The 23,556-nt window shown below is 57.9% G+C and carries 27 protein-coding genes; 15 read left to right on the plus strand and 12 right to left on the minus strand.

Going from position 1 to position 23,556, the window contains the following annotated elements:
• From BWI95_RS10915 to BWI95_RS10945, 7 genes are read left to right on the plus strand one after another with little or no spacing between them, the layout of a single operon-like run.
• On the plus strand, positions 1–549 hold the full coding sequence (locus tag BWI95_RS10915) for a hypothetical protein (protein ID WP_156884905.1): 549 nt from the start codon (positions 1–3) through the stop codon (positions 547–549).
• The gene (locus BWI95_RS10920; protein WP_054804389.1) at positions 546–1,064 is read left to right on the plus strand and encodes a hypothetical protein; all 519 of its coding nucleotides are present in this window, start codon (positions 546–548) and stop codon (positions 1,062–1,064) included. Before BWI95_RS10915 ends, BWI95_RS10920 begins: the two co-directional genes overlap by 4 nt.
• Complete coding sequence (locus tag BWI95_RS10925; RefSeq protein WP_076769466.1) at positions 1,061–2,926, plus strand: secretin N-terminal domain-containing protein; 1,866 nt, start codon at positions 1,061–1,063, stop codon at positions 2,924–2,926. Before BWI95_RS10920 ends, BWI95_RS10925 begins: the two co-directional genes overlap by 4 nt.
• Positions 2,926–3,399, plus strand: coding sequence for a type II secretion system protein (locus BWI95_RS10930; protein ID WP_054804390.1), 474 nt, complete (start codon positions 2,926–2,928; stop codon positions 3,397–3,399). Before BWI95_RS10925 ends, BWI95_RS10930 begins: the two co-directional genes overlap by 1 nt.
• Positions 3,386–3,742 (plus strand): type II secretion system protein, encoded by a 357-nt coding sequence (locus BWI95_RS10935; RefSeq protein ID WP_083699380.1) that lies wholly within the window; start codon positions 3,386–3,388, stop codon positions 3,740–3,742. The genes BWI95_RS10930 and BWI95_RS10935 overlap by 14 nt, the downstream gene beginning before the upstream one ends.
• Positions 3,729–4,244: a type II secretion system protein gene (locus BWI95_RS10940; RefSeq protein WP_156884906.1), complete on the plus strand. Its 516-nt coding sequence runs from the start codon at positions 3,729–3,731 to the stop codon at positions 4,242–4,244. Before BWI95_RS10935 ends, BWI95_RS10940 begins: the two co-directional genes overlap by 14 nt.
• Positions 4,245–4,248: 4 nt before the next feature.
• Complete coding sequence (locus BWI95_RS10945) at positions 4,249–4,992, plus strand: prepilin peptidase (protein WP_083699382.1); 744 nt, start codon at positions 4,249–4,251, stop codon at positions 4,990–4,992.
• Here the strand turns inward: BWI95_RS10945 and BWI95_RS10950 are convergent.
• The 6 genes from BWI95_RS10950 to BWI95_RS10975 all read right to left on the minus strand — a co-directional run bounded on the left by BWI95_RS10950 (position 4,980) and on the right by BWI95_RS10975 (position 10,950).
• The gene (locus BWI95_RS10950; RefSeq protein ID WP_076769470.1) at positions 4,980–6,149 is read right to left on the minus strand and encodes a hypothetical protein; all 1,170 of its coding nucleotides are present in this window, start codon (positions 6,147–6,149) and stop codon (positions 4,980–4,982) included. The genes BWI95_RS10945 and BWI95_RS10950 overlap by 13 nt on opposite strands.
• A complete protein-coding gene (locus BWI95_RS10955) occupies positions 6,146–6,937 on the minus strand; it encodes an outer membrane lipoprotein-sorting protein (RefSeq protein WP_054804394.1) in 792 nt (263 codons plus the stop codon). Before BWI95_RS10955 ends, BWI95_RS10950 begins: the two co-directional genes overlap by 4 nt.
• Before the next feature lie 31 nt (positions 6,938–6,968).
• Entirely contained in the window at positions 6,969–8,366 is a 1,398-nt protein-coding gene (locus BWI95_RS10960; RefSeq protein ID WP_076769471.1) for an ABC transporter permease, read from the minus strand.
• A gap of 9 nt (positions 8,367–8,375) precedes the next feature.
• The gene (locus tag BWI95_RS10965; RefSeq protein ID WP_076769472.1) at positions 8,376–9,059 is read right to left on the minus strand and encodes an ABC transporter ATP-binding protein; all 684 of its coding nucleotides are present in this window, start codon (positions 9,057–9,059) and stop codon (positions 8,376–8,378) included.
• 174 nt (positions 9,060–9,233) lie between these two features.
• Positions 9,234–10,115, minus strand: a complete 882-nt coding sequence (locus BWI95_RS10970; protein ID WP_042712126.1) for a nucleoside-specific channel-forming protein Tsx — start codon at positions 10,113–10,115, stop codon at positions 9,234–9,236.
• A 292-nt stretch (positions 10,116–10,407) separates the two neighbouring features.
• Positions 10,408–10,950 (minus strand): SadB/YajI family lipoprotein, encoded by a 543-nt coding sequence (locus BWI95_RS10975; RefSeq protein ID WP_054804395.1) that lies wholly within the window; start codon positions 10,948–10,950, stop codon positions 10,408–10,410.
• Between the two features lie 153 nt (positions 10,951–11,103).
• Here BWI95_RS10975 and nrdR point away from each other — a divergent pair, with 153 nt between their 5' ends.
• The 6 genes from nrdR (at position 11,104) to pgpA (ending at position 15,210) form a co-directional block, all read left to right on the plus strand.
• Positions 11,104–11,553 (plus strand): transcriptional regulator NrdR, encoded by a 450-nt coding sequence (nrdR, locus tag BWI95_RS10980; protein WP_054804396.1) that lies wholly within the window; start codon positions 11,104–11,106, stop codon positions 11,551–11,553.
• A gap of 2 nt (positions 11,554–11,555) precedes the next feature.
• Complete coding sequence (gene ribD, locus BWI95_RS10985; RefSeq protein WP_076769474.1) at positions 11,556–12,659, plus strand: bifunctional diaminohydroxyphosphoribosylaminopyrimidine deaminase/5-amino-6-(5-phosphoribosylamino)uracil reductase RibD; 1,104 nt, start codon at positions 11,556–11,558, stop codon at positions 12,657–12,659.
• Positions 12,660–12,748: 89 nt separating this feature from the next.
• Positions 12,749–13,219: a 6,7-dimethyl-8-ribityllumazine synthase gene (gene ribH / locus BWI95_RS10990; protein ID WP_042712118.1), complete on the plus strand. Its 471-nt coding sequence runs from the start codon at positions 12,749–12,751 to the stop codon at positions 13,217–13,219.
• Between the two features lie 19 nt (positions 13,220–13,238).
• Positions 13,239–13,658: a transcription antitermination factor NusB gene (nusB, locus tag BWI95_RS10995; RefSeq protein WP_023481929.1), complete on the plus strand. Its 420-nt coding sequence runs from the start codon at positions 13,239–13,241 to the stop codon at positions 13,656–13,658.
• Between the two features lie 75 nt (positions 13,659–13,733).
• Positions 13,734–14,711, plus strand: a complete 978-nt coding sequence (gene thiL, locus BWI95_RS11000) for a thiamine-phosphate kinase (protein WP_054804398.1) — start codon at positions 13,734–13,736, stop codon at positions 14,709–14,711.
• Positions 14,689–15,210 carry a phosphatidylglycerophosphatase A gene (gene pgpA / locus BWI95_RS11005; RefSeq protein WP_042712115.1) on the plus strand — a complete coding sequence of 174 codons (522 nt, stop codon included), beginning with the start codon at positions 14,689–14,691 and terminating at the stop codon, positions 15,208–15,210. Before thiL ends, pgpA begins: the two co-directional genes overlap by 23 nt.
• Before the next feature lie 239 nt (positions 15,211–15,449).
• On the opposite strand, the gene BWI95_RS11010 is transcribed toward pgpA, so the two are convergent.
• From BWI95_RS11010 to xseB, 4 genes are all read right to left on the minus strand, one after another.
• Positions 15,450–16,424: an aldo/keto reductase gene (locus tag BWI95_RS11010; protein WP_054804399.1), complete on the minus strand. Its 975-nt coding sequence runs from the start codon at positions 16,422–16,424 to the stop codon at positions 15,450–15,452.
• A gap of 61 nt (positions 16,425–16,485) precedes the next feature.
• The gene (gene dxs, locus BWI95_RS11015; RefSeq protein ID WP_076769475.1) at positions 16,486–18,348 is read right to left on the minus strand and encodes a 1-deoxy-D-xylulose-5-phosphate synthase; all 1,863 of its coding nucleotides are present in this window, start codon (positions 18,346–18,348) and stop codon (positions 16,486–16,488) included.
• Between the two features lie 29 nt (positions 18,349–18,377).
• Positions 18,378–19,277 (minus strand): (2E,6E)-farnesyl diphosphate synthase, encoded by a 900-nt coding sequence (ispA, locus tag BWI95_RS11020; protein ID WP_076769476.1) that lies wholly within the window; start codon positions 19,275–19,277, stop codon positions 18,378–18,380.
• Positions 19,278–19,520, minus strand: a complete 243-nt coding sequence (gene xseB, locus BWI95_RS11025; RefSeq protein WP_054804400.1) for an exodeoxyribonuclease VII small subunit — start codon at positions 19,518–19,520, stop codon at positions 19,278–19,280.
• Positions 19,521–19,724: 204 nt separating this feature from the next.
• Between xseB and thiI the strand changes: the two genes are divergently transcribed.
• A complete protein-coding gene (gene thiI, locus BWI95_RS11030; RefSeq protein WP_054804401.1) occupies positions 19,725–21,173 on the plus strand; it encodes a tRNA uracil 4-sulfurtransferase ThiI in 1,449 nt (482 codons plus the stop codon).
• A 274-nt stretch (positions 21,174–21,447) separates the two neighbouring features.
• Here the strand turns inward: thiI and yajL are convergent, their stop codons facing one another.
• Positions 21,448–22,041: a protein deglycase YajL gene (yajL, locus tag BWI95_RS11035; RefSeq protein ID WP_054804402.1), complete on the minus strand. Its 594-nt coding sequence runs from the start codon at positions 22,039–22,041 to the stop codon at positions 21,448–21,450.
• A complete protein-coding gene (gene panE / locus BWI95_RS11040; protein WP_076769477.1) occupies positions 22,004–22,915 on the minus strand; it encodes a 2-dehydropantoate 2-reductase in 912 nt (303 codons plus the stop codon). The genes yajL and panE overlap by 38 nt, the downstream gene beginning before the upstream one ends.
• A 138-nt stretch (positions 22,916–23,053) precedes the next feature.
• On the opposite strand from panE, the gene BWI95_RS11045 reads away from it, so the two are divergent.
• The gene (locus BWI95_RS11045) at positions 23,054–23,545 is read left to right on the plus strand and encodes a YajQ family cyclic di-GMP-binding protein (RefSeq protein WP_054804403.1); all 492 of its coding nucleotides are present in this window, start codon (positions 23,054–23,056) and stop codon (positions 23,543–23,545) included.
• Positions 23,546–23,556 lie beyond the last annotated feature (11 nt).

Consider the following 23,556-nt stretch of genomic DNA (forward strand, 5'->3'; position numbering starts at 1 on the left):
ATGCGATCTTCCCTCTCTTTACCTTATCTACGCTGGTCGCTGGCCTCTCTCGTGGAGAGAACGGGCAGGGCGCCGCTGCTGGCCGCGCTCTTTCCACTGCTGATGGCCGGTTACTGGCAGGGCGCGCTCGCGCCGGAAAAGCGCCAGCTTCGCAGTGAGAATGCGCAACTGGAGTTGCAGTTAGATAAACCGCTGGCGCTCTCGCCTCAGCCTAAAAATAGCGCGGCTCTCTTACAGCGCACGCTGAATGATACCGAGTATCAGCAGGTGAAAGCGGTGTTCGACATTTTTCAGCAGAACCACCTGCAGGTTGACGGCAGCCGCTATCAGTTCGGCAAAAACGGCAAAGGGCGTCAACGGGCGCTGGCGCTAACCATTCCGCTGCAGGGCGAATGGAACAACCTGACGCGATCCCTTATCACCATGAGTAAAAGCCTGATCTTTCATGTCGACAGGCTTGCCATCAGCCGCGCCAGCCCGGAGAGCGCTCATCTGCTGATCACGTTGCAGTTAACGCTCAGCCTGGCATCAGGTCTGGAGGCGTCATGAAGCTGCCGCGATATCTGAAAATCTTGCTGCTGCTGACCGCCGGGCTGCTTCTCTGGGTGCATGTTACCGATGAAAGCGCCGAAAACGGCCCTGAGGTGAGCCAGGCTGCGCCAGACGAAACGCGTCCGCCGCGCCAGGCAAACCGTCCACTGCACGTCACTGATGATGCCAGCGCGATTGCCGATCTCTTCCCGATCTATAACGCGCCAGCAACGAAAGCGGCCGCACCCGCGCCGGTGGCAAAGGTGCAGCGCGTCACGTTCCCTTTTCGCGCGGTGGGGCTGTGGATCCGCAACGGCATGCGCATCGTCATCCTGACGGATGGCGCACGTAACTGGCTGCTCTGTGATGCCTGCCGTAAAGCGGGTTATATCCGGCCTGGTGGCCTGATCACACCCGACTGGCGACTGCAGGCGATGGCGCAGGGCAGCCTGCTTTTTGAATCATTACCGGGGCATGAGCCGTACAGCATCAGCCTTAACTCTTTGACTACACAAGCCGTAACAACACAATGAAAAAACCGATTCTCACTATGGTATGTGCGCTTGCGCTGCTGACGGGCTGCGCAAGCAGCAAATCCGTCGCACCGGAAGATGCCGCCCCCGTCAATACGGCGTCGCTGCGCGATGCGTTGCAGCGTATCGATAGCCAGCTTAAGAGCCACCCGCAAGATGTTAAGCTGCGAACGCAGCGGCAACTGCTGGTGACGCAGTTAGTGGAGGGCTATATCACCACCGCCCGCCAGGCGGCGGCGAAAAATAACTATGTCGCGGCGAGCCGCGCATGGGAAGCGGTGCTGCGCTATCAGCCGGGCCACTTTGTCGCGCAGCAGGGGTTACAGAAAATCGACCGGCTGCGCGTGCTGGATAAGCTCTATCAACAGGCGCGAGCGCAGTATCAAACCGACCCGGAGCAGGCGTTAGCCAAAATCCAGCAGATCCTTGAAGAGTCACCCGGCTGGCCGCAGGCGGCGGAGATGCGCGACCGTCTGATGCGTGAAATCGCCGTGCAGAATCAGCCGGAGAAGAAGATCAAGCGCGAGCTGCGCAAGCCCGTCAGCTTTACTTTCAACAAACATAATCTGAAGGAGATCTTCGCTGCCATCAGCCAGATTACCGGCATCAATATCATCTACGATAAGGATGTCTCCGATGCGGCTACCGCCAGCCTGATCGCCCACGACACCAGCGCGGAGAACGCCCTCAATCTGCTGCTGCTCTCCAACCAGCTGCGTAAAAAGATCCTCAATGGCAACACGCTGTTGATCTATCCCGCCACGATGCAGAAAGAGAAGCTCTACCGCGATACGGTAGTGAAAACGGTTTTTCTCGGCTACGCCAAAGCGAAAGAGCTGAATGTGGCGCTGCGTAATTTGATTAAGTTGCGCGATGTCCACGTCGATGAGCGCACCAACTCAGTGACCTTTCGCGGCCCGCGTGAAAGCGTGGAAAAAGCCGAGCAGCTGTTGCTGACCCTCGACCGTCCGGAAGCGGAGGTGACGCTGGCGGTAGAGGTGCTGGAAGTGGACGCCAAAGATGTTGAAACCCTGGGCATCAACTTCCCAGGGCAGATTGGCATAGGCTTTAACGCTATCGAGTCCGGCAACAGCAATATCGCCATTAACGCCCTGAATAAAAATAATATGTTCGTCAATCTCGGCTCCGGCCAGGGGCTGAGCGCCAATATGCAGAAGATCCGCTCCCATGGGCGCGTGCTGGCGAACCCGCGCATCCGCGTGAAAAACAATAAAAAGGCGGTGGTGGAGATTGGCGAGCGCATCCCGGTGCTGACCAGCAGTATCTCTGAGAGCTTTTCACAAGAGCAGGTGGAGTATCAGGATGTTGGCCTGAAGCTGGAAGTCACGCCGGATATCAGCGTCGATAACACCATCTCGATGGATGTGAAGTTTAACCTCAGCACCATCGGCAGCGCCGAACACTCAAAAGATGGCGTCGCTTACTATCGTACCAACAACCGCGACGCGGCCACCGTGCTCAGCAGCCAGAATGGCGAGACGCAGATGCTGGCGGGGCTGATCAAAGAGAGCGACAGTGCAGGGCTGAACGGCCTGCCGGGGCTGGCGGATCTGCCGCTGCTCGGCAAATTCTTCGGCAGCCACGAAAGTAACCATGAGCGAACCGAAGTGGTGCTGCTGATCACGCCGACCATTGAGCGCAGCATCGATCTGCCGGGCACCCATATCAACACCATTGAGATGGGCAGCGAAGATGCGCCGGGTGAGAGCGCCTACCTGCCGCCTGCCGCAGAGGAGACGCCTGAAGCCTCGCACTTTGCTCCGCCGCCGCTGACGCCGCCCGCCACCTTCCCGGCGCTGAAAAAAGTGCCGGCACCAACCCTTGCCAAAGGCAAGCCGTAATGGCGCGGCGCAACGGCTTCACGCTGATTGAGATGCTGGTATCGCTGGCGCTGCTCGCCACGCTTGCCAGCGCCGCTATCCCGATTTACCAGCGTCAGATCCAGCAGCGCAACGAAGAGGCGTTGCGCGTGGCGCTGCGCGAGATCCGCACCGCCCTCGATCGCTATGCGCAACTGAGTGAAGAGGGGATTATCGAAAAAGAGGCGGATATGTCGAACTGGCCGGTGTCGCTGAATCAGCTGGTGGATGGCGTGATCAATAAAAAGTCGGCCAACCGGGAGAAGATCTACCTGCTGCGCGCCATCCCGCGCGATCCTTTCTGCGACTGTGAAGGCAAGCCGAACAGCGAAACCTGGCGGCTGCGCGCTTCGACGCAGGCACCCGGTGAAAGCACCGGTGGGAAGGATATCTGGGATGTCAGCTCCACCAGCATGCAGCCCGGACTGAATGGAGTGCCGTATGCGCAGTGGTGAAAAGGGTTTTACGCTGATCGAGTTACTGGTGGTGATGGCGATTATCGCCACGCTGATGACGCTGGTCGCGCCGCGCTTTTTTAATCAAACCGAGCGCGCAAAAATTGTGGTGTTGCAGCATAACCGCAACGCTCTGCGCGCGGCGATTGCCGCCTGGCGTCACGATCGTCTGAGCGGACCGGAGCAACTGGAGGAGTTGGTTGAGCAGGGGTACCTGTTTGATATTCCCTTAGATCCCGTCACCCAGCGACGCGACAACTGGCAAGTGAAGCGTGATGAGAACGATCAGATTATCGATGTTACTTCGCCCTCCCTGCCGGAGCAGGAAAATGCACAGGAGTAAGCCCGCAGTGCAGGGCGGTTTCACCTACCTGTGGGTGCTGCTGATGCTCACCATGCTGTCGCTCTCCTTGCTGAAAGAGACCCGCTCGCGCGAGGTGCAGTTTCGCCAGCAGCAGGAGGAGGAGCTCTTTTTTCGCGGCGTGCAGATCCGCAATGCGATCCACAGTTATCAGAAAAAGGGCAGCGGCTGCTTTCCGCTGGGCTTTGAAGATCTGCTACAGGACAGCCGCGATAAAAAGCCCGTCGCCCATCTGCGCCAGTGGTTTGCCGACCCGCTCACCGGCTCGCGTGACTGGGGGATGAGCTATGACAAGCAGGGGCGCTGGGTTGGCGTCTACAGCAAAGGCCACGGTACGCCGCTGCGCCACACGCTCTTCCCGCCTCAAATAAAGAACTTCAAACAGGCCGAGCGCTACGAACAGTGGCTGTTCAAAACCCCGGAGGTGCTCTCCGCACCGCTCCCTTCTGCCTGCCGCTCGCTGCTTAATAAACCGGAGCGATAACCCTGTGGAAAACCTCTTTTTTGCGCTGATCGGCGCGATTTTCGGCAGTTTTATTAATGTGGTGATCTACCGTTTACCGCGAAAAATGCAGGGGGAAGCGATAAGCCTGAGCTGGCCACCGTCGTTCTGCCCCCACTGTCGGACACAGATAAAAGCGCACGACAATGTTCCGCTGCTCGGCTGGTTGTGGCTACGCGGGCGCAGCCGCTGTTGCCACAAGCGGATAAGCGTTCGCTACCCGGCCATTGAAGCGTTAATGGCGCTGCTCTTCGCAGCGGTGATAGCCCATGATGGCGTCAACCTGGCGGCGCTTCTGACGCTGGCGCTGCTGAGTTTGCTGGTGGCGATGTTTTTTATCGATATCGACCATATGCTGCTGCCTGATGTGCTGACGTATCCCTTTATGCTGCTGGCGCTGCTCTGCGCCTGGTGCCGCCAGCCACTTCTTGCGACGCTACAGGAACATCTCCTGGCCGCGGCGGTCGGCTTCTCTATTCTGTGGTTGCTCAACTATGGGTTTGCGCGCTGGCGCGGGTGTGAGGGCATTGGGGGAGGGGATATGAAACTCTTTGCCGGCATCGGCGCATGGCACGGCTTACCGGCACTGTTTGATATTATGCTGATCGCCGCACTTATCGGGCTGGCGAGCGGGCTGCTGCTCTTTCGCGCCGCGCGCCAGCAGCCCTTTCCATTTGGCCCCGCCATTATTCTCGCCTGCATCGGCTGGGCGATGGTTTACAGCCAGTAATCCAGTGAGATCTGCCAGCGGCGCTCACTCAGATTCAGCAGGTAGACCTTTTGCCACTGCAATGCCACATCCAGCGAGCCAAGATGGCGGCGCAGTTCGGCAAAGCCCATATTGGTATGCCGCTGCAGATCCCGCTGCGCAATCAGGTTGAGATCGTACTGTTCGAAAAGGTCTTTCCAGTAAGCCTGCAACAGCACGCTGCGGCGAGGATCCTGCCCGGCCACGGTCGGCTGGGCGCTGCCGTTGTAATGCCCTTCGAGCCGCAGCGTCAGATCGCTCTCGCCGGTCCAGGTGAGACCCGCCGCCACGCGGTTGCGCCAGGCGATATCCCACTGGCTCTCCGGCAGCAGCGTCTCCTGCCAGCTGTAGGGCTGACGCCCACCTGCCCATTCGCCATAAATCAGCGTTGAGCGGGAGAGCACCCGCGAAAGATTGAGGCCAAGCTGCGGCTCGCGCTGCTGCTCTTTAAACAGCAGCAGCTGCGGGTTGAAATTCTCCGCAAAGCGGTAGCTGGCGCTGAGCAGCAGGCGGTCGCGCGGGTTGCTGGCCTGCCAGTCGAGGCTGGCGCTGCGATCGGCGCTGCCTCTGCGGATTTTCGGTGCCCAGAGCGCGCTAACGGCGGCGTTGTCCCAAAAGTGTTGCAGGCGCACCATCCCATTGCCCATCCGGTTGTTACGCAGGGTTTCCGGGTCGGCAGAGGTCATGGATCGCACGGTGCCCCGGCCAAGAAAGTCCGTCGGGTTATAGCCCAGCGCGACGCCGTAGCGGGTGTTGATGCGGCCCATATCCAGCATCGTTTGCGGCGTCAGGTGGTAGCTGAGCCACGCTTCGCGCAGGGTATTGGTATAGCGGGTTTCGCTGAGCCTGTGGGTAAACCGGCTATCCAGGCGGTTGGAGAGCACCAGCCGCCACTTCTCACCCAGCGGCGCATCCAGACGCATATCCAGCGACAGCCGCTGCTCTTTCTCCTGCTGCTGATTGATGCTGCTGGCCGCTTCAAACATCATATTCAGCGCCTGGTAGGCGTCGGGGCTGAACTCGGCGCTGTCGGCCAGATCGAGGGCTGCCAGGGTCTCATCCTCCTGCGACAGCGCGGGCGCGGCTGGCAGCGCGGTCAGCAGCATTAGGCAGAGAAGGGAAAGGGGCGATCGTGTCATGAATTCGCATCCCGGAAATGGGCGAGGAAATCACGTTGCAGCCAGGACTCCGGCACGTCGCGCCACTGGAAATCCTTCTGGCGCAGCACGGTAACCCAGTGCGCATTAACCCCATCAATAATCACCGCTTCCGTCGAGCGGATGCCGCCCAGCACGGGCGCATAGCGGCGATAGAAGGTGGTTTTCAGCAGGTTGCCGTTAACGGCATAGAACTCCGCTTTGCGGCTCTTAAAGTCGGTTTTATCGACCCATAGATCCATCGATGGATAGGCCGCATCTCTGTTTTGCGCCTCCAGATGCAGGTGGTAGCAGTCACGCATCTGCCGCTCGCCATCCTGAATGCGCTCCTCTCCCACCAGCTTTGCCTGGTAATCCGCCGCCCAGTTTGCGGTAACGACATCGCCGTTGGAGGCTTGCCCCATCAGCCGCTGCTGCGGCGAAATTGGCACGCTGGCCTGGCTTGTGGGATCGTAAAGCCACAAATCGCGACCGCTTTTCAGCGTCAGTTTACCGGCATCGCGCTGCGGGCTGATAAAGCGCAGCAGGCTGCGAAACTGGCCGCCGTCCGGCGCAACCCGGGAGTAGAGCATCAGTTCACTGGTTTCGTGCTGTTTGCCATTTTTGTAACTGATAAGTGTGGTCACCAGGCTGAAGGAGCGATCCGGGTTACGGACCTCATCGCTTTTCTTCAGGATCTGCTGGGCGCTAAGCGCCGCATACGCCGGTGCGGCGCTTATTAATAGGATGGTCAGCCACGCTGATGTCAGGCTCTTTTTCCGTAATGACATGAATTCCTCCTTTTTTATTCAGGGTGTTGCATCAGATATGGCGCAGCGCTTCAACAATCGACACCCGTGAGGCGCGTCGTGCGGGCCACCAGGAAGAGAGCACGGTCACCAACAGCAGGGTGCCCGTGACGCTGGCCAGCATGCGCCACTCTCCCCAGATACTGATGCGGATCGGCAGCGGCGAGGTGACGCCGGGCGGCTGCCATGTCATCCCGGAGCGGTTAATAAGCCAGGCCAGCGCCAGCGCGATAAGCACGCCAGAGACCGCGCCAATCGCGCCCAGCAGTGCGCCTTCGCTCAGGAACAGGCGCTGGATATCGCCACGTTTTAGCCCCACCGCGCGCAGGGTGCCGATCTCCACCGTGCGCTCCATCACTGCCATATTCATGGTGTTGCCGACGGTGAAGAGAGCAATGCAGAGGATCAGCGCCAGCAGGAATGAGAAGATCTTGCCGAACATCGCCAGCACCTGGTTATAGAGCGGCTGTAATTGCGTGAAGTCATACACCGCCAGCGGTTCGCCGGAGAGCTTATTGGCGAAGATCTGCCGCAGGCGCGCCCGTGCAGCCTCCATCTCTTTGGTGCTGTGCAACTGGAGCAGGATTGCCGTTACGCCGGGCGTCTCCTGGCCGAAAAGCAGCTGCTGCGCCTGGCGCAGATGCAGGCTGACCACGGTGTCATCCAGTTCGCGCGCCTGCTGCGGCTGGGTGCCCAGCACGTTGACGCGGATAATATTCGGCGCACCGGCAGCGGAAGCGGCCAGCAGCTCAATATGCGATCCCGTGGCCGGTGGGCGCGTATCGCGGGCGCTTTGCGACAGCGCCAGCAGATCGTCAGGTAGTGCGCTGGCATTGTTCTCTTTCGACGGCGGCGGCGCGCAGGGTTGATCTTTAACAAAATCACACAGCAGCAGCAGGCGGGCCAGCCCGCGGCCAATTAAAGCCGCTTCCGGCTGGGTACCGGTCAGCGGTTTGCGGACGATAAGGTCTGCGCCTATCTGATATTCATCCCACTTATCCAGCTGTGCTTGCCCAACGGCCTCTGTGCCATAGATCAACACCGGACGCGAGGTGCCAACCGCATAGTGGCCCGCGAGCCCGGTCAGGGAGAGGACCGGCGTGGTAACGGCGATCATCTTTTTCAGCACCGGGTCGCGGATGAGGATATCGACGATCTGTTGATAGTTATGAATGCTGTAAAGCGCAGGGTTGCTGGTGCCGTGCAGAAGATAGTCCCGCTGCTGGATCTGCAGATGGCCTTTATCGCGCACGAAGGTGGTTTGCAGGCTGTACTCAATCGACTGGTTATAGCCTGCGAACAGCAGAATGCCTATCGCCCCGACGATAATGGCGCAGAGGGTTGAAAGGGTACGTCGGCGGCTGCGCAGTAAGTTGCGCAGGGCATGTTTCATTAGCGTTGTAGTTTGCATTATCCCCCCTTACACCATTGCCGGGCGCGTGACGCTGCCGTCATGCACCACATAGAGATCGTCCGCGGCGGCAATCACCTGCGGATCGTGGGAGGAGAACACTACCGTCACGGCGTATTCACGCTGTAAATGGCGCAGCAGCTGCAAAATGGCGGCACCGGTTTTGCTGTCGAGGTTGGCGGTGGGTTCGTCGGCGACAATCAGCGCGGGGCGGTGGATCAGCGCTCGGGCAATGGCAACGCGCTGGCGTTGACCACCGGAAAGTTGGTTAGGCAGCGAGTCAGCCTTATGTGCCAGGCCAACATTGTCGAGCATCTCATCGATGCGCTGCTGGCGATACGCCGGGTTTTTATGCTGTATCAGCAGCGGAACTTCGATGTTCTCGCGCACGGTCAGCACCGGGATAAGATTGAAGTTCTGGAAGATAAAACCGAGGTGGCGGGCGCGAAAGTCGCTGCACTGGTCATCATCCAGCTCCGCCATTGGCTGGCCGGCAATCGTCAGATACCCGCTGTCGGGCCGATCGATGCCGCCGATTAAATTAAGTAGGGTTGTTTTGCCACTGCCGGATTGCCCGGACAGGACGGTAAAGCGGTTTGCTGCAATGTTGAGCGTGACGTCTTTAAGGGCATCTACCCACACCTGGCCCAGTAAATATTTCTTACTGATGCCCTCCATTTCTACGGCCCACATGGTTCTCTTTTCCTTAGAGTAAATTCCTCTCAGGAGCGGATTTTAAAGCATGGCGATGAGCAATGGATGGGGAGGATTGGTACTGGTGTACTGGAAAGGTCTGTTTTCAGATTTTTATTCAGCAGCGTTCGGGCATAAAAAAGCCGACTCGAGGTCGGCTTTTCAGGCGTTACATTAGAAGTTGTAGCCAACCACCAGGTAGCCACCCCAGCCGGTAGTGCGGGCGCTGAAATCGCCCGCGCCGTAGTTCAGGATCGCATCATCTTTGGTCTGGCCGCCGTTGTGCCAGTAACGGGCAACGACGGAGTAGTGCCAGTGATCGTAGCTCAGCGCCAGAATGTGGCTTGAGGCGATGGAGTTGCTGGTACGCTGCTGCTGGCCATTGTTGTAGTAGCGGCGATCGCCGAGATCGGAGCCCCAGTCAAAGTTGGTGAAGCCGATATAGCTCAACTGGCCGCCCCACAGTGGCGTGATCGGCACAAAGTATTTCACTTTGAAACGGTAGCCGTCCCACTCGTTTTCGTTTGGTGCGCCATAGTTCTGCCACTGGTATTTCGCATAGACGTTCAGGGAGAGGCTCATCGGCAGGCCGGTGTCGATATCGGTGCCCAGACCCATGTACCAGGTGCTCTGGCGACCACCGGCGTTACGGCCCATGTCGTAGATGTAGTTGTTGGCGAAGTACCACTCTTTGAACGGGCCGAAGCTCAGATCGGTGTTGGTCAGCTTATCAATGGAGAAGCGCGGTTCAATCTCCATAAACAGCGGAGAACCGTGGTTCCAGATCCCTTTCGCGCCGGAGTTACCGCCGAAGAAGACCGGCGCATCCAGGTAGCCGTAGAAGTCGAACCAATCTTTCTTGGCGAAGGCTTCATATTCCAGATAGGTATCGTTACGCGGAATAGCTCCGAAGCGGGTGTGATAGCTGCCCACTACGTTCACGCTCTGATGCCACCAGTCGGAGACAAATTCAGGTTTGCTGGTTTCCGCTGCGCTGGCAGAGAAAGAAGCGGTAAGCGCCAGTGCGGCACCGGCTGCGAGGAGAGTTTTTTTCATCATTACGCCACTGATTAAGATCCCAGACGGGAGTGAAAGTAAGCACGCATTAAATTGCTAAATGTTTCATATTTCTGCGCGCCTATTATAAGTATCCACGCTCACAAAAATATGTGTTGTTTCACATTATTGACATATACGTAATCGATTGCGTTCACGTTTGCGTCGATTAAACGGCGGCGATTGTACTGACATTTATTGATAATGCCAATTGATGAATATCAACGTTGCAGTGTGGCTGAAAAACGGAGCAGCGAAAGGGCGGGCGAGAGGATCGCCCGCAGAAGAGCGGTTACTGAGCGGTAGCCGGCTGAATATCGTGAACGCGCACAAAACCGAGTTGCTCAGGCGTGATGCCATTAAGCTGTAGCGGAATGTCGACATCGCTTGGTGCCAGCGTGCTGGCCGGGGCATTGATCAACTGATTCTGTACATTTACTTCCTGATAGTTCTCGGTGGTGCCCTGAAGCTGGCCATACTCAATGGTGCCGCTAAAGGCGGGCAGCGGATCGTTGGACTGGCCCTGAATATGCAGCACAACGCGTGTTCCGGCGGCGTTTGGCGCCATATCTTTCAGTGAGAGACGCAGTGTGCCGATCTGGCTCTTCAGCAGCGCAGGCGTATTGGCGCCGGGCAGCAGGTAGGCACCGCTGCCCGATTTGGCGTTAAGGCTGTTTTGCTGTGTGATTTTGACCGTCTCCTGGTTCAGCTTGCTCATCTCTTTATTGAGCGTACTGACGCTTTGGTGGAGCTGGCGGACTTCGCTTTGCGGGGCGCAGGCGCTGAGGGTAAAAAGGCTTCCCAGCAACAGTGTTCTTAGGTAACGTCTTGTCATTGCGTCTGTTTCCTTGAAGGGGAGGATCGCTGTAATGGTAGATCGCAACCGCGGCTTTGCCATCGATCCATTGTCTCAAAAAGGGTCTGCCTTTGTTGTCATGCCACTTCAGGTTAAAATAGATTTCAGTTAACTCTCACGTCAGGATCCCGTATGCATTGCCCATTCTGTTTCGCCGTGGACACCAAAGTCATCGATTCCCGCTTGGTGGGAGAAGGTTCATCCGTTCGCCGCCGTCGGCAGTGTCTGGTTTGCAATGAGCGTTTCACCACCTTTGAAGTGGCAGAGCTTGTGATGCCGCGCGTAGTAAAAAGCAATGATGTGCGTGAACCCTTTAATGAAGACAAGCTGCGCAGCGGCATGTTGAAAGCGCTGGAGAAGCGCCCGGTGAGCGCCGATGACGTAGAAATGGCGTTAAACCATATTAAATCGCAACTTCGCGCAACCGGCGAACGCGAAGTGCCGAGTAAGATGATCGGCAATCTGGTGATGGAGCAGCTGAAAAAGCTCGATAAAGTGGCCTATGTGCGCTTTGCCTCCGTCTACCGCAGTTTCGAGGATATCCGCGAATTTGGCGAAGAGATCGCCCGTCTACAGGATTGATCATGCAGGATGAAATCTATATGGCGCGTGCGCTGAAACTGGCGCAGCGCGGCCGCTTTACCACCCATCCGAATCCGCGCGTCGGCTGCGTGATTGTTAACGATGGCGAGATTGTCGGTGAAGGGTTTCACTACCGCGCCGGTGAGCCGCACGCGGAAGTGCATGCCCTGCGCATGGCGGGCGATCGCGCGCGCGGCGGTACCGCATATGTGACGCTGGAGCCCTGCAGCCACCACGGGCGCACGCCGCCCTGCTGCGATGCGCTGATTGCCGCCGGAGTAGCGCGGGTCGTTGCTGCCATGCAGGATCCCAATCCGCAGGTTGCCGGGCGTGGACTTTATCGTCTCCAGCAGGCCGGGATTGAGGTGAGCCACGGCCTGATGATGAGCGAGGCCGAAGCGCTGAATAAAGGCTTTCTCAAACGTATGCGCACCGGTTTTCCCTATCTTCAGCTTAAGCTCGGCGCGTCGCTCGACGGGCGCACGGCAATGGCGAGCGGCGAAAGCCAGTGGATCACCTCTGTGCAGGCGCGCCGCGACGTGCAGCAGCTGCGCGCGCAGAGCCATGCCATTCTCAGCAGCAGCGCCACGGTGCTGGCGGACGATCCGTCGCTTACCGTGCGCTGGAATGAATTAAACAGCGATACCCAGGCGTGCTATCCCGAAGCGGATCTGTGCCAGCCGCTGCGCATTATTATTGATAGCCAGAACCGCGTGACGCCGCAGCATAACGTCGTCAGCCAGCCGGGGGAGACCTGGTTTGCGCGCACCAAAGCCGATACGCGCGCGTGGCCTGAGAGCGTGCGCGAAATCATCGTGCCGGAACATAACGGCCATGCCGATCTGGTGATGCTGATGATGATGCTCGGTAAACAGCAGATTAACAGCGTCTGGGTTGAGGCGGGCGCAGAGCTTGCTGGCGCGCTGCTGAACGCGGGGCTGGTTGATGAGCTGGTGGTCTATCTTGCGCCTAAACTGTTAGGCAGCGATGCGCGCGGGCTCTGCCAACTGCCGGGATTGACGGCGCTTGCCGATGCGCCGCGCTTTAGTTTCAGTGAGATACGGCAGGTTGGCCCTGATGTTTGCCTGCACCTCACCAACGCGTGAAGCCTGCTGTAAAAGGGAAGCAGCGCGTTAAATAGTATGCTAAAATCCGCCCCCCTGCGGGGTCCGAACTGAACCTGTGAAGGAAGTGTATGAACATTATTGAAGCCAACGTTGCTGCTCCGGACGCTCGCGTCGCCATCACCATTGCGCGTTTCAACAACTTTATCAATGACAGTCTGCTGGAAGGCGCGATCGATGCCCTGAAACGTATTGGTCAGGTGCAGGACGATAACATCACCGTCGTGTGGGTTCCGGGCGCTTACGAGCTGCCGCTGGCCGCAGGCGAGCTGGCGAAAACCGGCAAATATGATGCCGTGATTGCGCTCGGCACCGTGATTCGCGGCGGTACAGCGCACTTTGAGTATGTGGCAGGCGGCGCAAGCAACGGCCTGGCGCATGTCGCGCAGGAGAGCGCCATTCCGGTCGCATTCGGCGTGCTCACCACAGAAAGTATTGAACAGGCCATCGAACGCGCTGGCACCAAAGCCGGTAATAAAGGTGCGGAAGCCGCACTGACCGCGCTTGAAATGATTAATGTATTGAAAGCCATCAAGGCTTGAATTTTGTAAGGGGAATTACGTGAAACCTGCTGCTCGTCGCCGCGCCCGTGAGTGTGCCGTTCAGGCGCTTTACTCCTGGCAGTTGTCCCAGAACGACATCACTGATGTTGAATACCAGTTCCTGGCGGAACAGGACGTGAAAGATGTTGACGTCGTGTACTTCCGTGAACTGTTGAACGGGGTGGCGACTAATAGCGCATATCTCGATGGCCTGATGAAGCCATACCTCTCCCGTCTGCTCGAAGAGCTGGGTCAGGTTGAGAAAGCGGTATTGCGTATCGCGCTGTTCGAACTCTCAAAACGTGATGATGTGCCCTATAAAGTGGCGATCAACGAAGCTATCGAACTGGCTAAAACCTTTGGCGCTGAAGACAGCCATAAGTTTGTGAACGGCGTGCTGGATAAAGCCGCACCTGCGATCCGTCCCCACAAGAAGTGATCCGCAAGCCGGTGACGGGCGACGCTTTCAGCGCGCCGGTCCCGGCTTTTTCTTTTTTCTACAGAGGAATAACGTATGGCATGCGGTGAATTCTCCCTGATTGCCCGTTATTTTGACCGCGTACGAACTTCACGTCGCGACGTCGAAACCGGTATCGGTGACGATTGTGCGCTGCTCAATGTCCCCGAAAAACAGACCCTGGCGATCAGCGTCGACACGCTGGTGGCGGGTAACCATTTTCTCCCCGATATCGATCCTGCCGATCTGGCCTGGAAAGCAATGGCCTCCAATCTTAGCGATTTGGCGGCGATGGGTGCCGATCCTGCCTGGCTGACACTGGCGTTAACGCTCCCGGAAGCGGACGAAGCGTGGTTGCAGGCTTTCAGCGACAGCCTGTTTGAGCAAATCAGCTATTACGATATGCAGCTTATCGGCGGTGATACCACCCGCGGGCCGCTGTCGATGACCATTGGTATTCATGGTTACGTGCCAGCAGGCCGCGCGATGAAGCGCTCCGGCGCGAAGCCGGGCGACTGGATCTATGTCACCGGTACGCCGGGCGACAGCGCTGCCGGGCTGGCGATTTTGCAAAACCGTTTAACCGTTAGCGACAGCGATGATGCGGCTTACCTGAAAAAGCGCCATCTGCGCCCGACGGCGCGCGTGTTGCAGGGCCAGGCGCTGCGTAACCTCGCAAGCTCGGCCATCGATCTCTCTGACGGTCTTATCTCCGATCTCGGGCATATCCTGAAAGCGAGCGGGTTTGGCGCGCGGATCGATCTTGATGCGATCCCGTTATCGGATGCCATGCGTCGGCACGTCGAGCCGGATCAGGCGCTGCGCTGGGCATTGTCCGGCGGAGAGGATTATGAACTCTGCTTTACCGTACCTGAGCTGAATCGCGGCGCACTGGATGTGGCGATTGGGCAGTTGGGCGCACCGTTTACCTGCATCGGGCAGATGGGCGCGGACGGGGAGGGGCTCTACTTCACTCGCGAGGGAAAAGCCGTCACCCTCGACTGGAAAGGATATGACCATTTTGCAGCGCACTAAAGATAAAGATATCGCTAAAAGCCGTCTCACTATGCGTAACCCCTGGCACCTGCTGGCGACCGGGTTTGGCAGCGGTTTAATCCCGTTTATGCCCGGCACCATGGGCTCGATTGCGGCGATCCCTTTTTGGTGGCTGATGACCTTCCTGCCCTGGCAGCTCTATTCGCTGCTGGTGATGCTGGGAATTTCGCTGGGCGTTTATCTCTGCCATCAGACGGCAAAAGATATGGGCGTGCACGATCACGGCAGTATCGTCTGGGATGAGTTTATCGGGATGTGGATCACCCTGATGGCGCTGCCCACTAACGACTGGCAGTGGGTCGCCGTTGGGTTTGTGCTGTTTCGCATTTTTGATATCTGGAAGCCGTGGCCGATCCGCTGGTTCGATCGCAACGTGCATGGCGGCATGGGGATTATGGTCGACGATATCGTAGCCGGGATTGTCGCCGCCGGGTTGCTCTACGTGATTGGTCATCATTGGCCGATTGGTCTGATTTAGCTGCGGCTAACTGCCTGATGGCGCTTCGCTTATCAGGCCTACGGTTTCGGGCTGGCATGTGGATGCGGTGGCAAATGCCTGATGGCGCTGCGCTTATCAGGCCTACGGTTCCGGATTTGCATGTGGATGCGGTGGAAAATGCCTGATGGCGCTTCGCTTATCAGGCTTACGACACCGAATTAACATTTGGGCGTAGGCCGGATAAGGCGCAAGCCGCCATCCGGCAACTTATCCGCGCGTTACTTAAACCCCACCACCGGGTGCTGTTTGTAGGACATCTCCAGCTCGGCAATTTGTTCCGGCTTCAGCGTTAACTCAACCGCGCCTAACAACTCTTCGAGCTGATCTTCACGCGACGCGCCAATAATTGGGGCGGCAACGCCTGGCTTACTCAACAACCATGCCAGCGCCACCTGCGCACGCGACGCGCCCAACTCCTCTGCCACGCTCGCCAGACGTTCGGCGATCTGCGCATCGTTAGCATCCGTTTCGCTATACAACGTTTTGCCAAACTCATCAGAAACCAGGCGGGCGGTGGTTTCCCCCCACGGTCGGGTCAAACGTCCGCGCGCCAGCGGGCTCCACGGAATAATCGCCACGCCCTCTTTGTAGCAGAGCGGCAGCATCTCGCGCTCTTCTTCACGGTAGATCAGGTTGTAGTGATTCTGCATGGTGACAAAGCGCGCCCAGCCGTGCTGCTCCTGCAAGGCAAGCGCCTGCGCAAACTGGCTGGCGTGCATGGAAGATGCACCGATATAGCGCGCTTTACCCGCTTTCACCACATCGTTCAGCGCTTCCAGCGTCTCTTCAATCGGTGTGTTGTAGTCCCAGCGGTGGATTTGCAGCAGATCGACATACTCCATGCCGAGGCGTTGCAGGCTGTCATCAATGGAGCGCAGGATCTGCGCGCGGGAGAGGCCCTCCGCCAGATCGCCGACCTGATGGTAAACCTTAGTAGCAACAACCACCTCGTCACGGCGGGCGAAATCGCGCAGCGCACGGCCAACGATCTCTTCACTGCTGCCGTCGGAGTAGCTGTTAGCGGTATCAAAGAAGTTAATCCCGCCTTCCAGCGCGCGTTGAATAATCGGCCGGCTGCTCTCTTCCGGCAGCGTCCAGGCATGTTTACCCCGGTCCGGCTCGCCAAAAGTCATACAGCCAAGGCAAAGGCGGGAGACTTTGAGGTCTGTTTTCCCTAATGTGTTGTATTGCATGGTTCCACTCCTGCTGGTCACGAATTAGGCTTAAGCATAGCAGGAGCGGAAAAGGGCGGAATCAGGCGAGCCAGTTTTTGATGCGCGATTCGATACCGGCGGCGTCAAGGCCAATCTCAGCGCGCGCTTCATCCTGCGTACCCTGCGGAATAAAGAAGTCCGGCAGGCCGAGGTTGAGCACCGGCACTGGCTTGCGCTTCGCCATCAGCACTTCGTTAACGCCGCTGCCGGCACCGCCCGCAATGGCGTTCTCTTCCAGCGTTACCAGCACCTCATGCTGCGAAGCCGCCTGCAGGATCAGCGCTTCATCGAGCGGTTTGGCAAAGCGCATATCGATAAGCGTCGCATTCAGCGCCTCGGCGGCTTTAGCTGCTTCCGGCAGCAAAGTACCGAAGTTAAGGATCGCCACCTTCTCGCCTTTGCGTTTCACCACGCCTTTACCGATAGGCAGTTTCGCCAGCGGCTCCAGCGTCACGCCGACCGCGTTACCGCGCGGGTAGCGCACGGCGCTCGGGCCATCCGTGTAGTGGTAGCCAGTAAAGAGCATCTGGCGGCACTCATTCTCATCACTTGGCGTCATCACCACCATCTCCGGGATGCAGCGCAGATAGGAGATATCAAACGCCCCCTGGTGAGTCTGGCCGTCCGCGCCAACAATCCCGGCGCGATCGATAGCAAACAGCACCGGCAGCTTCTGGATCGCCACGTCGTGGATCACCTGATCGTAGGCGCGCTGCAGGAAGGTGGAGTAGATCGCCACTACCGGTTTATAACCGCCAATCGCCAGCCCGGCGGCAAAAGTGACCGCGTGCTGCTCGGCTATGGCGACATCAAAATATTGCCCTGGGTATTTGCGCGAGAACTCAACCATGCCGGAGCCTTCACGCATCGCCGGGGTAACGGCCATTAACTTGTTATCTTTCGCCGCGGTTTCACACAGCCAGTCACCGAAGATTTTCGAATAGCTCGGCATACCGCCGCTGCTTTTCGGCAGGGTGCCGCTGGTTGGATCGAACTTCGGAACCGCGTGGAAAGTGATAGGATCTTTCTCGGCCGGCTCATAGCCGCGCCCTTTTTTGGTCATGATATGCAGGAACTGCGGGCCTTTCAGGTCGCGCATATTACGCAGCGTCTGCACCAGACCCAGCACATCGTGACCGTCCACCGGGCCGATATAGTTAAAGCCCAGCTCTTCAAACAGCGTGCCCGGCACGACCATGCCTTTGATGTGTTCTTCGGTGCGTTTTAGCAGCTCTTTGATCGGCGGCACGCCGGAGAGCACTTTTTTCCCGCCTTCGCGCAGGGTGGAGTAGAGCTTGCCGGAGAGCAGCTTCGCCAGATGATTATTCAGCGCGCCAACATTCTCGGAGATCGACATCTCGTTGTCGTTAAGAACCACCAGCATATCCGGACGAATATCCCCAGCGTGGTTCATCGCTTCAAACGCCATGCCTGCGGTGATGGCGCCATCGCCAATCACGCAGACGGTACGACGCTGCTTATTCTCTTTCGCTGCCGCCACGGCCACGCCGATCCCGGCGCTGATGGAGGTGGAGGAGTGACCGACGCTCAGCACGTCATATTCACTCTCGCCGCGCCACGGGAAGGGGTGCAGGCCGTTTTTCTGCCGGATGGTGCCGATTTTGTCGCGGCGACCGGTGAGGATTTTGTGCGGATAGGCCTGGTGGCCGACGTCCCAGATTAACTGATCGAAGGGCGTGTTATAGACGTAATGCAGCGCCACGGTCAGCTCAACCGTGCCAAGCCCGGAGGCGAAGTGTCCACTGGAGCGGCTTACGCTGTCGAGAAGGTAGCGACGCAGTTCGTCGCACAGTTTCGGTAAACTCTCTTTCGGCAGCAGGCGCAACTCTTGCGTGGTATCAACCAGCGCCAGCGTCGGGTATTTGGCTGTATCAAAACTCATCAGAGACTCGGACTCATCGTGTTATATCGTTATTTATCACGCTGGATTATGTAATTCGCCAGTGCTTCCAGTGCCGTCGTATCCAGCGATTGCGCCGACAGCAGGCTCAGCGCCTGGCGGGCATCGTCAATCAGATCGCGGGCTTTCGTGCGGGCTTGCTCAAGGCCCAGTAGTGCGGGGTAGGTGCTTTTACCCAGTTGCTGGTCAGCACCCTGGCGTTTGCCAAGGGTCGCAGTATCGCCGACCACATCGAGGATGTCATCCTGAACCTGAAACGCCAGGCCGACACACTGCGCGTAGCGTTCGAGCAGCGGCAGCGCGTCGCGACCGCGTTGCCCGGCGCTCAGCGCGCCCATTTTTACCGCCGCGCAGATCAGCGCCCCGGTTTTATGACGGTGGATCTGCTCCAGCCCTTCAAGAGAAACCTGCTCGTTCTCCGCTGCCAGATCCAGCGCCTGCCCGCCGCACATCCCGGCAACGCCGCTGGCGTTTGCGAGCGTGGCGACCATCGCCAGGCGATCTTCTGCGGCGACATCCGCCATTGGCGCTTCCGTCAGGATCGAGAAGGCCAGCGTCTGCAAGGCATCGCCCGCGAGAATGGCATTGGCTTCGCCAAATTTAATATGGCAGGTGGGCAGACCGCGACGCAGATCGTCGTCGTCCATCGCCGGCAGATCGTCATGCATTAATGAGTAAGCATGAATGCACTCCACCGCCGCGGCGGGCGCGTCTAGCGTTTGCTGGCTGACGCCGAACATGCGGCCGGTGGCATAAACCAAAAAGGGGCGCAGGCGTTTACCGCCTAAGAGTGCGCCATACTGCATCGCCTCAACCAGCGGAGTGTTCTGAAAGGGCAGGGGATCGATGAAACGGCGCAGCGCGTCGTTGGCCTGTTCAACGCAGGCCTGCAGTTGTTGATTGAAATCCATCTATTCAGCATCCGGAGCGAAAGGGGTTAACGGCGCCTCTTCGGTATCGGAGAGCAGGATCTGTACACGCTGCTCTGCCTGCTGAAGCTTAACCTGTCCCTGGCGGGCCAGCTGGACGCCGCGCTCGAATTCGTTCAGGGCATCTTCAAGCGGAAGTTCGCCGCTTTCAAGACGAGTGACAATCTGTTCCAGTTCGCTCAGTGCGGTTTCGAAACTGGCGGGTGCGTCGTTTTTCTTTGGCATAGTGAATGTCTGACTCTTCTATTATTCCGACTACGTTATGGTAGCGAAGTCGGGGCACATAGCAAATAACGCTCAGTGGTAATGCGTTGCACATGATCTTCGCGATGGTGGTATACTTCCGCGCCTGGATGCAGCCGCGGGTAAGGGCTGCTGTAAATTTTCCTCTACAGGCCTTTGCAGGCTTGCCAACGAACCATTGCCGCCATGAAGTTTATCATTAAATTGTTCCCGGAAATCACCATCAAAAGCCAATCTGTGCGTTTGCGCTTTATTAAAATTCTCACCGGGAACATTCGTAACGTTCTGAAGCACTACGATGAGGCGCTCGCCGTTGTGCGCCACTGGGACCATATTGAAGTGCGCGCCAAAGACGAGACTCAGCGTCTGGCCATCCGCGATGCGCTGACCCGCGTGCCGGGCATTCACCATGTGCTGGAGGTGGAAGATGTTCCGTTTACCTCTCTGCACGACATTTTTGAGAAAGCGCTGGCGCAGTATCGCGATGCAATCGAAGGCAAAACTTTCTGCGTGCGGGTAAAACGCCGCGGGCAACATGAGTTTAGCTCGATCGAAGCAGAACGCTACATCGGCGGCGGCCTTAATCAACACGTTGCGTCGGCAAAGGTTAAATTGACCCATCCGGATGTGACCGTACATCTGGAGATTGAAGACGATCGCCTGCTGCTGGTGAAGGGCCGTTATGAAGGTATTGGCGGCTTCCCGATCGGCACGCAGGAAGATGTGCTGTCGCTCATCTCCGGCGGGTTCGACTCTGGCGTCTCCAGCTATATGCTGATGCGTCGCGGCTGCCGCGTACACTACTGCTTCTTTAACCTTGGCGGCGCGGCGCATGAAATCGGCGTACGCCAGGTGGCGCACTATTTGTGGAACCGCTTCGGCAGTTCCCATCGCGTGCGCTTTGTGGCGATCAACTTTGAGCCGGTAGTGGGCGAGATCCTCGAGAAAGTCGACGACGGCCAGATGGGCGTGGTGCTGAAACGCATGATGGTCCGTGCAGCCTCTCAGGTAGCCGAGCGCTACGGCGTGCAGGCACTGGTGACCGGCGAAGCGCTGGGCCAGGTCTCCAGCCAGACGCTGACCAACCTGCGTTTGATTGATAACGTCTCCGATACGCTGATCCTGCGCCCGCTTATCTCTCACGATAAAGAGCACATCATCGATCTGGCGCGCAAAATCGGCACCGAAGATTTTGCCCGCACCATGCCGGAGTATTGCGGCGTGATCTCCAAAAAACCGACGGTAAAAGCGGTTAAAGGCAAGATTGAAGCGGAAGAGGCGAACTTCGATTTCGCGATCCTTGAGAAAGTGGTCGCGGAAGCGAGCAATATCGATATTCGTGAAATCGCGCAGCAGACCTCGGAAGAGGTGGTGGAGGTCGAAACGGTAACCGGCTTCGGTGAGAATGACGCGATCCTCGATATCCGCTCCATCGATGAGCAGGATGACAAGCCGTTGCAGCTTGAAGGCGTAGATGTGGTGTCGCTGCCGTTCTACAAGCTGAGCACCAAGTTTGGCGATCTCGATCAGAGCAAAACCTGGCTGCTGTGGTGTGAGCGCGGCGTGATGAGCCGCCTGCAGGCGCTTTATCTGCGTGAGCAGGGCTTTACCAATGTGAAGGTTTATCGCCCGTAGTTTTACGTTGTGCCAGGAATAGCACCGTGGATTGTGCCGGATGGCGGCTTCGCCTTATCCGGCCTACGCGGTGCAACATGCCATAAATACGTTTGCCGCATAGCATTCAAATAAACCGCACCTACCCGTAGGCCGGATAAGCGTCAGCGCCATCCGGCAAAAAAACCGCACGTACCTGTAGGCCGGATAAGCGTCAGCGCCATCCGGCAAACAGACCGCACGAACCTGTAGGCCGGATAAGGCGAAGCCGCCATCCGGCATGCAGTGCCAAAGCTTACGCTTCGTAGTAGTTATAAATTCCCGCCGCCATCACCAGCTGTGATGCCACGACGTGGGCCTTTTCGCGCCCGACCAGCAGATCGATAATCTTCAGACCAAAATCAATCGCCGTACCTGGTCCCTGGCTGGTCAACAGATTGACGCGCGGATCCCATACCACGCGCTTATCCTGCCACTGCTCCTCCGGGATCGTCTCCTTAAGCCCTGGAAAACCGGTCATATTGCCGATCGGGAAGATCTCATGGGGCACCAGCACGGTGCCGGCGGCGGCACAAATCGCCGCAACGATGCGCCCGGAGAGGTGAAACTGGCGCACGGTCTCTACCAGCAGCGGGTTATCGCGCATGCACTCCGCGCCCTTCAGCCCGCCAGGCAGCACAATAACGTCGTAATCGCCATCCGCTACCTCAACCAGCGGCGCGTCCGCTAACAGCTTTACGCCGCGCGAGCAGGTGATGACGCGCTCGCCGTCGCTGGCCACGCTGGCGGTAGTCACTGCGATCCCGCCGCGCACCAGCAGATCGATAGTGGTGACAGCCTCCATCTCTTCACTACCAGGGGCGAGACATATCAGAGCTGATGCGCTCATATTCACTCTCCTTACGTTTAATCAGGTCAAACAGCCGGGCATTCTCAGGCACCGCGATGCCGTGCGCGCGTGCGCGTCTTAGTAGATAGCCGGTAATGTAATCGCACTCGGTATGGCGCATCGCGCGCACATCCTGCAGCATCGATGAGATATTCTCCGCCGTGCTCTCAATTACTTGGTGAACATAGGCGATCAGCTCGTCGGCAGAGATATGGTGGCCTTCGCGCTCGATCACCGCCGCCACTTCGCGGGCGATTTTCTCTATCTCTTCCGGCACATCGCGCAGATCGCCATTCTTGCAGTCGCGTAGCGCCGTCAGCGGGTTGATGACGCAGTTCACCGCCAGCTTGCGCCACAGTGCGGGGCGAATGGTGTTGTGCCAGGCGACATCCGGCAGCGCCATTTGCAGCGTGTCGGCCAGATAGCTGAACTCGCCATCCTGCGCGCGCGCCGGGCCTATATGGGTGATGCCGCTGGCGACATGAATAATCACATTACCATCGCGGCGCGCAGCATGGGTGGTGGTGCCCATCAGCAGCGGATTAGGCAGGGATTTCAGCTCTTCTACGGTACCCATGCCGTTATGCAGCAACAGCACCGGCGTGGTGGGCGAGAGCGAGGCAACCAGCCCTTTTACCGCATCGGAGACCTGCCAGGCTTTAAGCGTGACCAGCAGCAGATCGCTGCGGGTCAGGAAATCGGGGTCGTTAGCCGTCAGGGACTCGTTAAAAATCGTGCCGTCTTCTTCAACCAGGTTCACACTGCAATAAGGTTGCGGGATACGTAACCAGCCCTGTACCTCATGTCCCTGCTTGCACAGTGCCGTTAACCACAGTTGCCCTAAGGCGCCGCATCCCAGTACGGTAATTCTCATTATTCCTCCTCACCTGCAACTGCGCCAGGTGTTACAGCGATAAGTATAGCGCTGTCAGCTAAGCTTCCAGTATTCAAGATTGTGTTAATACACAGTGCGGGTATTATGCATCGCTGAAATTACAGAGGGAGAGAAAAGATGCCATCTTTCGATATTGTTTCCGAAATTGATCTGCGCGAAGTGCAAAACGGCGTTGAGAATGCGACCCGTGAACTGGCCACGCGTTTCGACTTTCGCAACATTGAAGCGACGTTTGAATTAAACGAAACCAACAAAACCATCAAGGTGCTGAGCGAGTCTGACTTCCAGGTCAACCAGCTGCTCGATATCCTGCGCGCTAAGCTGCTAAAGCGCGGCATTGAAGGCACCTCGCTGGAAGTGCCGGAAGAGTTTATCCATAGCGGTAAAACCTGGTTTGTTGAAGCCAAGCTCAAGCAGGGGATTGACGCCGCCACGGCGAAGAAGATCATCAAGCTGATTAAAGAGAGCAAACTGAAGGTGCAGGCGCAGATTCAGGGTGAAGAGATCCGCGTGACCGGTAAAGCCCGTGACGACCTGCAGGCCGCCATGGCGCTGGTACGCGGCGGTAACTTAGGCCAGCCGTTCCAGTTTAAGAACTTCCGCGATTAATCGCTTGCCCT

The organism is Kosakonia cowanii JCM 10956 = DSM 18146 (assembly GCF_001975225.1).
In the GTDB taxonomy this organism is placed as follows: domain Bacteria; phylum Pseudomonadota; class Gammaproteobacteria; order Enterobacterales; family Enterobacteriaceae; genus Kosakonia; species Kosakonia cowanii.

Bases quoted from the DNA above. Each gene is read 5' to 3' on its own strand.
- ribD (WP_076769474.1), top strand. From the start codon at position 11,556: ATGCAGGATGAAATCTATATGGCGCGTGCGCTGAAACTGGCGCAGCGC.
- pgpA (WP_042712115.1), top strand. From the start codon at position 14,689: ATGACCATTTTGCAGCGCACTAAAGATAAAGATATCGCTAAAAGCCGT.
- BWI95_RS11045 (WP_054804403.1), top strand. From the start codon at position 23,054: ATGCCATCTTTCGATATTGTTTCCGAAATTGATCTGCGCGAAGTGCAA.
- BWI95_RS10955 (WP_054804394.1), bottom strand. From the start codon at position 6,937: ATGTCATTACGGAAAAAGAGCCTGACATCAGCGTGGCTGACCATCCTA.
- BWI95_RS10960 (WP_076769471.1), bottom strand. From the start codon at position 8,366: ATGCAAACTACAACGCTAATGAAACATGCCCTGCGCAACTTACTGCGC.
- BWI95_RS10915 (WP_156884905.1), top strand. From the start codon at position 1: ATGCGATCTTCCCTCTCTTTACCTTATCTACGCTGGTCGCTGGCCTCT.
- dxs (WP_076769475.1), bottom strand. From the start codon at position 18,348: ATGAGTTTTGATACAGCCAAATACCCGACGCTGGCGCTGGTTGATACC.
- BWI95_RS10970 (WP_042712126.1), bottom strand. From the start codon at position 10,115: ATGAAAAAAACTCTCCTCGCAGCCGGTGCCGCACTGGCGCTTACCGCT.
- BWI95_RS10950 (WP_076769470.1), bottom strand. From the start codon at position 6,149: ATGACACGATCGCCCCTTTCCCTTCTCTGCCTAATGCTGCTGACCGCG.
- BWI95_RS10930 (WP_054804390.1), top strand. From the start codon at position 2,926: ATGGCGCGGCGCAACGGCTTCACGCTGATTGAGATGCTGGTATCGCTG.
- panE (WP_076769477.1), bottom strand. From the start codon at position 22,915: ATGAGAATTACCGTACTGGGATGCGGCGCCTTAGGGCAACTGTGGTTA.
- ispA (WP_076769476.1), bottom strand. From the start codon at position 19,277: ATGGATTTCAATCAACAACTGCAGGCCTGCGTTGAACAGGCCAACGAC.
- ribH (WP_042712118.1), top strand. From the start codon at position 12,749: ATGAACATTATTGAAGCCAACGTTGCTGCTCCGGACGCTCGCGTCGCC.
- BWI95_RS10920 (WP_054804389.1), top strand. From the start codon at position 546: ATGAAGCTGCCGCGATATCTGAAAATCTTGCTGCTGCTGACCGCCGGG.
- BWI95_RS10965 (WP_076769472.1), bottom strand. From the start codon at position 9,059: ATGTGGGCCGTAGAAATGGAGGGCATCAGTAAGAAATATTTACTGGGC.
- BWI95_RS10935 (WP_083699380.1), top strand. From the start codon at position 3,386: ATGCGCAGTGGTGAAAAGGGTTTTACGCTGATCGAGTTACTGGTGGTG.
- BWI95_RS11010 (WP_054804399.1), bottom strand. From the start codon at position 16,424: ATGCAATACAACACATTAGGGAAAACAGACCTCAAAGTCTCCCGCCTT.
- BWI95_RS10940 (WP_156884906.1), top strand. From the start codon at position 3,729: ATGCACAGGAGTAAGCCCGCAGTGCAGGGCGGTTTCACCTACCTGTGG.
- thiL (WP_054804398.1), top strand. From the start codon at position 13,734: ATGGCATGCGGTGAATTCTCCCTGATTGCCCGTTATTTTGACCGCGTA.
- BWI95_RS10925 (WP_076769466.1), top strand. From the start codon at position 1,061: ATGAAAAAACCGATTCTCACTATGGTATGTGCGCTTGCGCTGCTGACG.
- BWI95_RS10975 (WP_054804395.1), bottom strand. From the start codon at position 10,950: ATGACAAGACGTTACCTAAGAACACTGTTGCTGGGAAGCCTTTTTACC.
- xseB (WP_054804400.1), bottom strand. From the start codon at position 19,520: ATGCCAAAGAAAAACGACGCACCCGCCAGTTTCGAAACCGCACTGAGC.
- yajL (WP_054804402.1), bottom strand. From the start codon at position 22,041: ATGAGCGCATCAGCTCTGATATGTCTCGCCCCTGGTAGTGAAGAGATG.
- nrdR (WP_054804396.1), top strand. From the start codon at position 11,104: ATGCATTGCCCATTCTGTTTCGCCGTGGACACCAAAGTCATCGATTCC.
- thiI (WP_054804401.1), top strand. From the start codon at position 19,725: ATGAAGTTTATCATTAAATTGTTCCCGGAAATCACCATCAAAAGCCAA.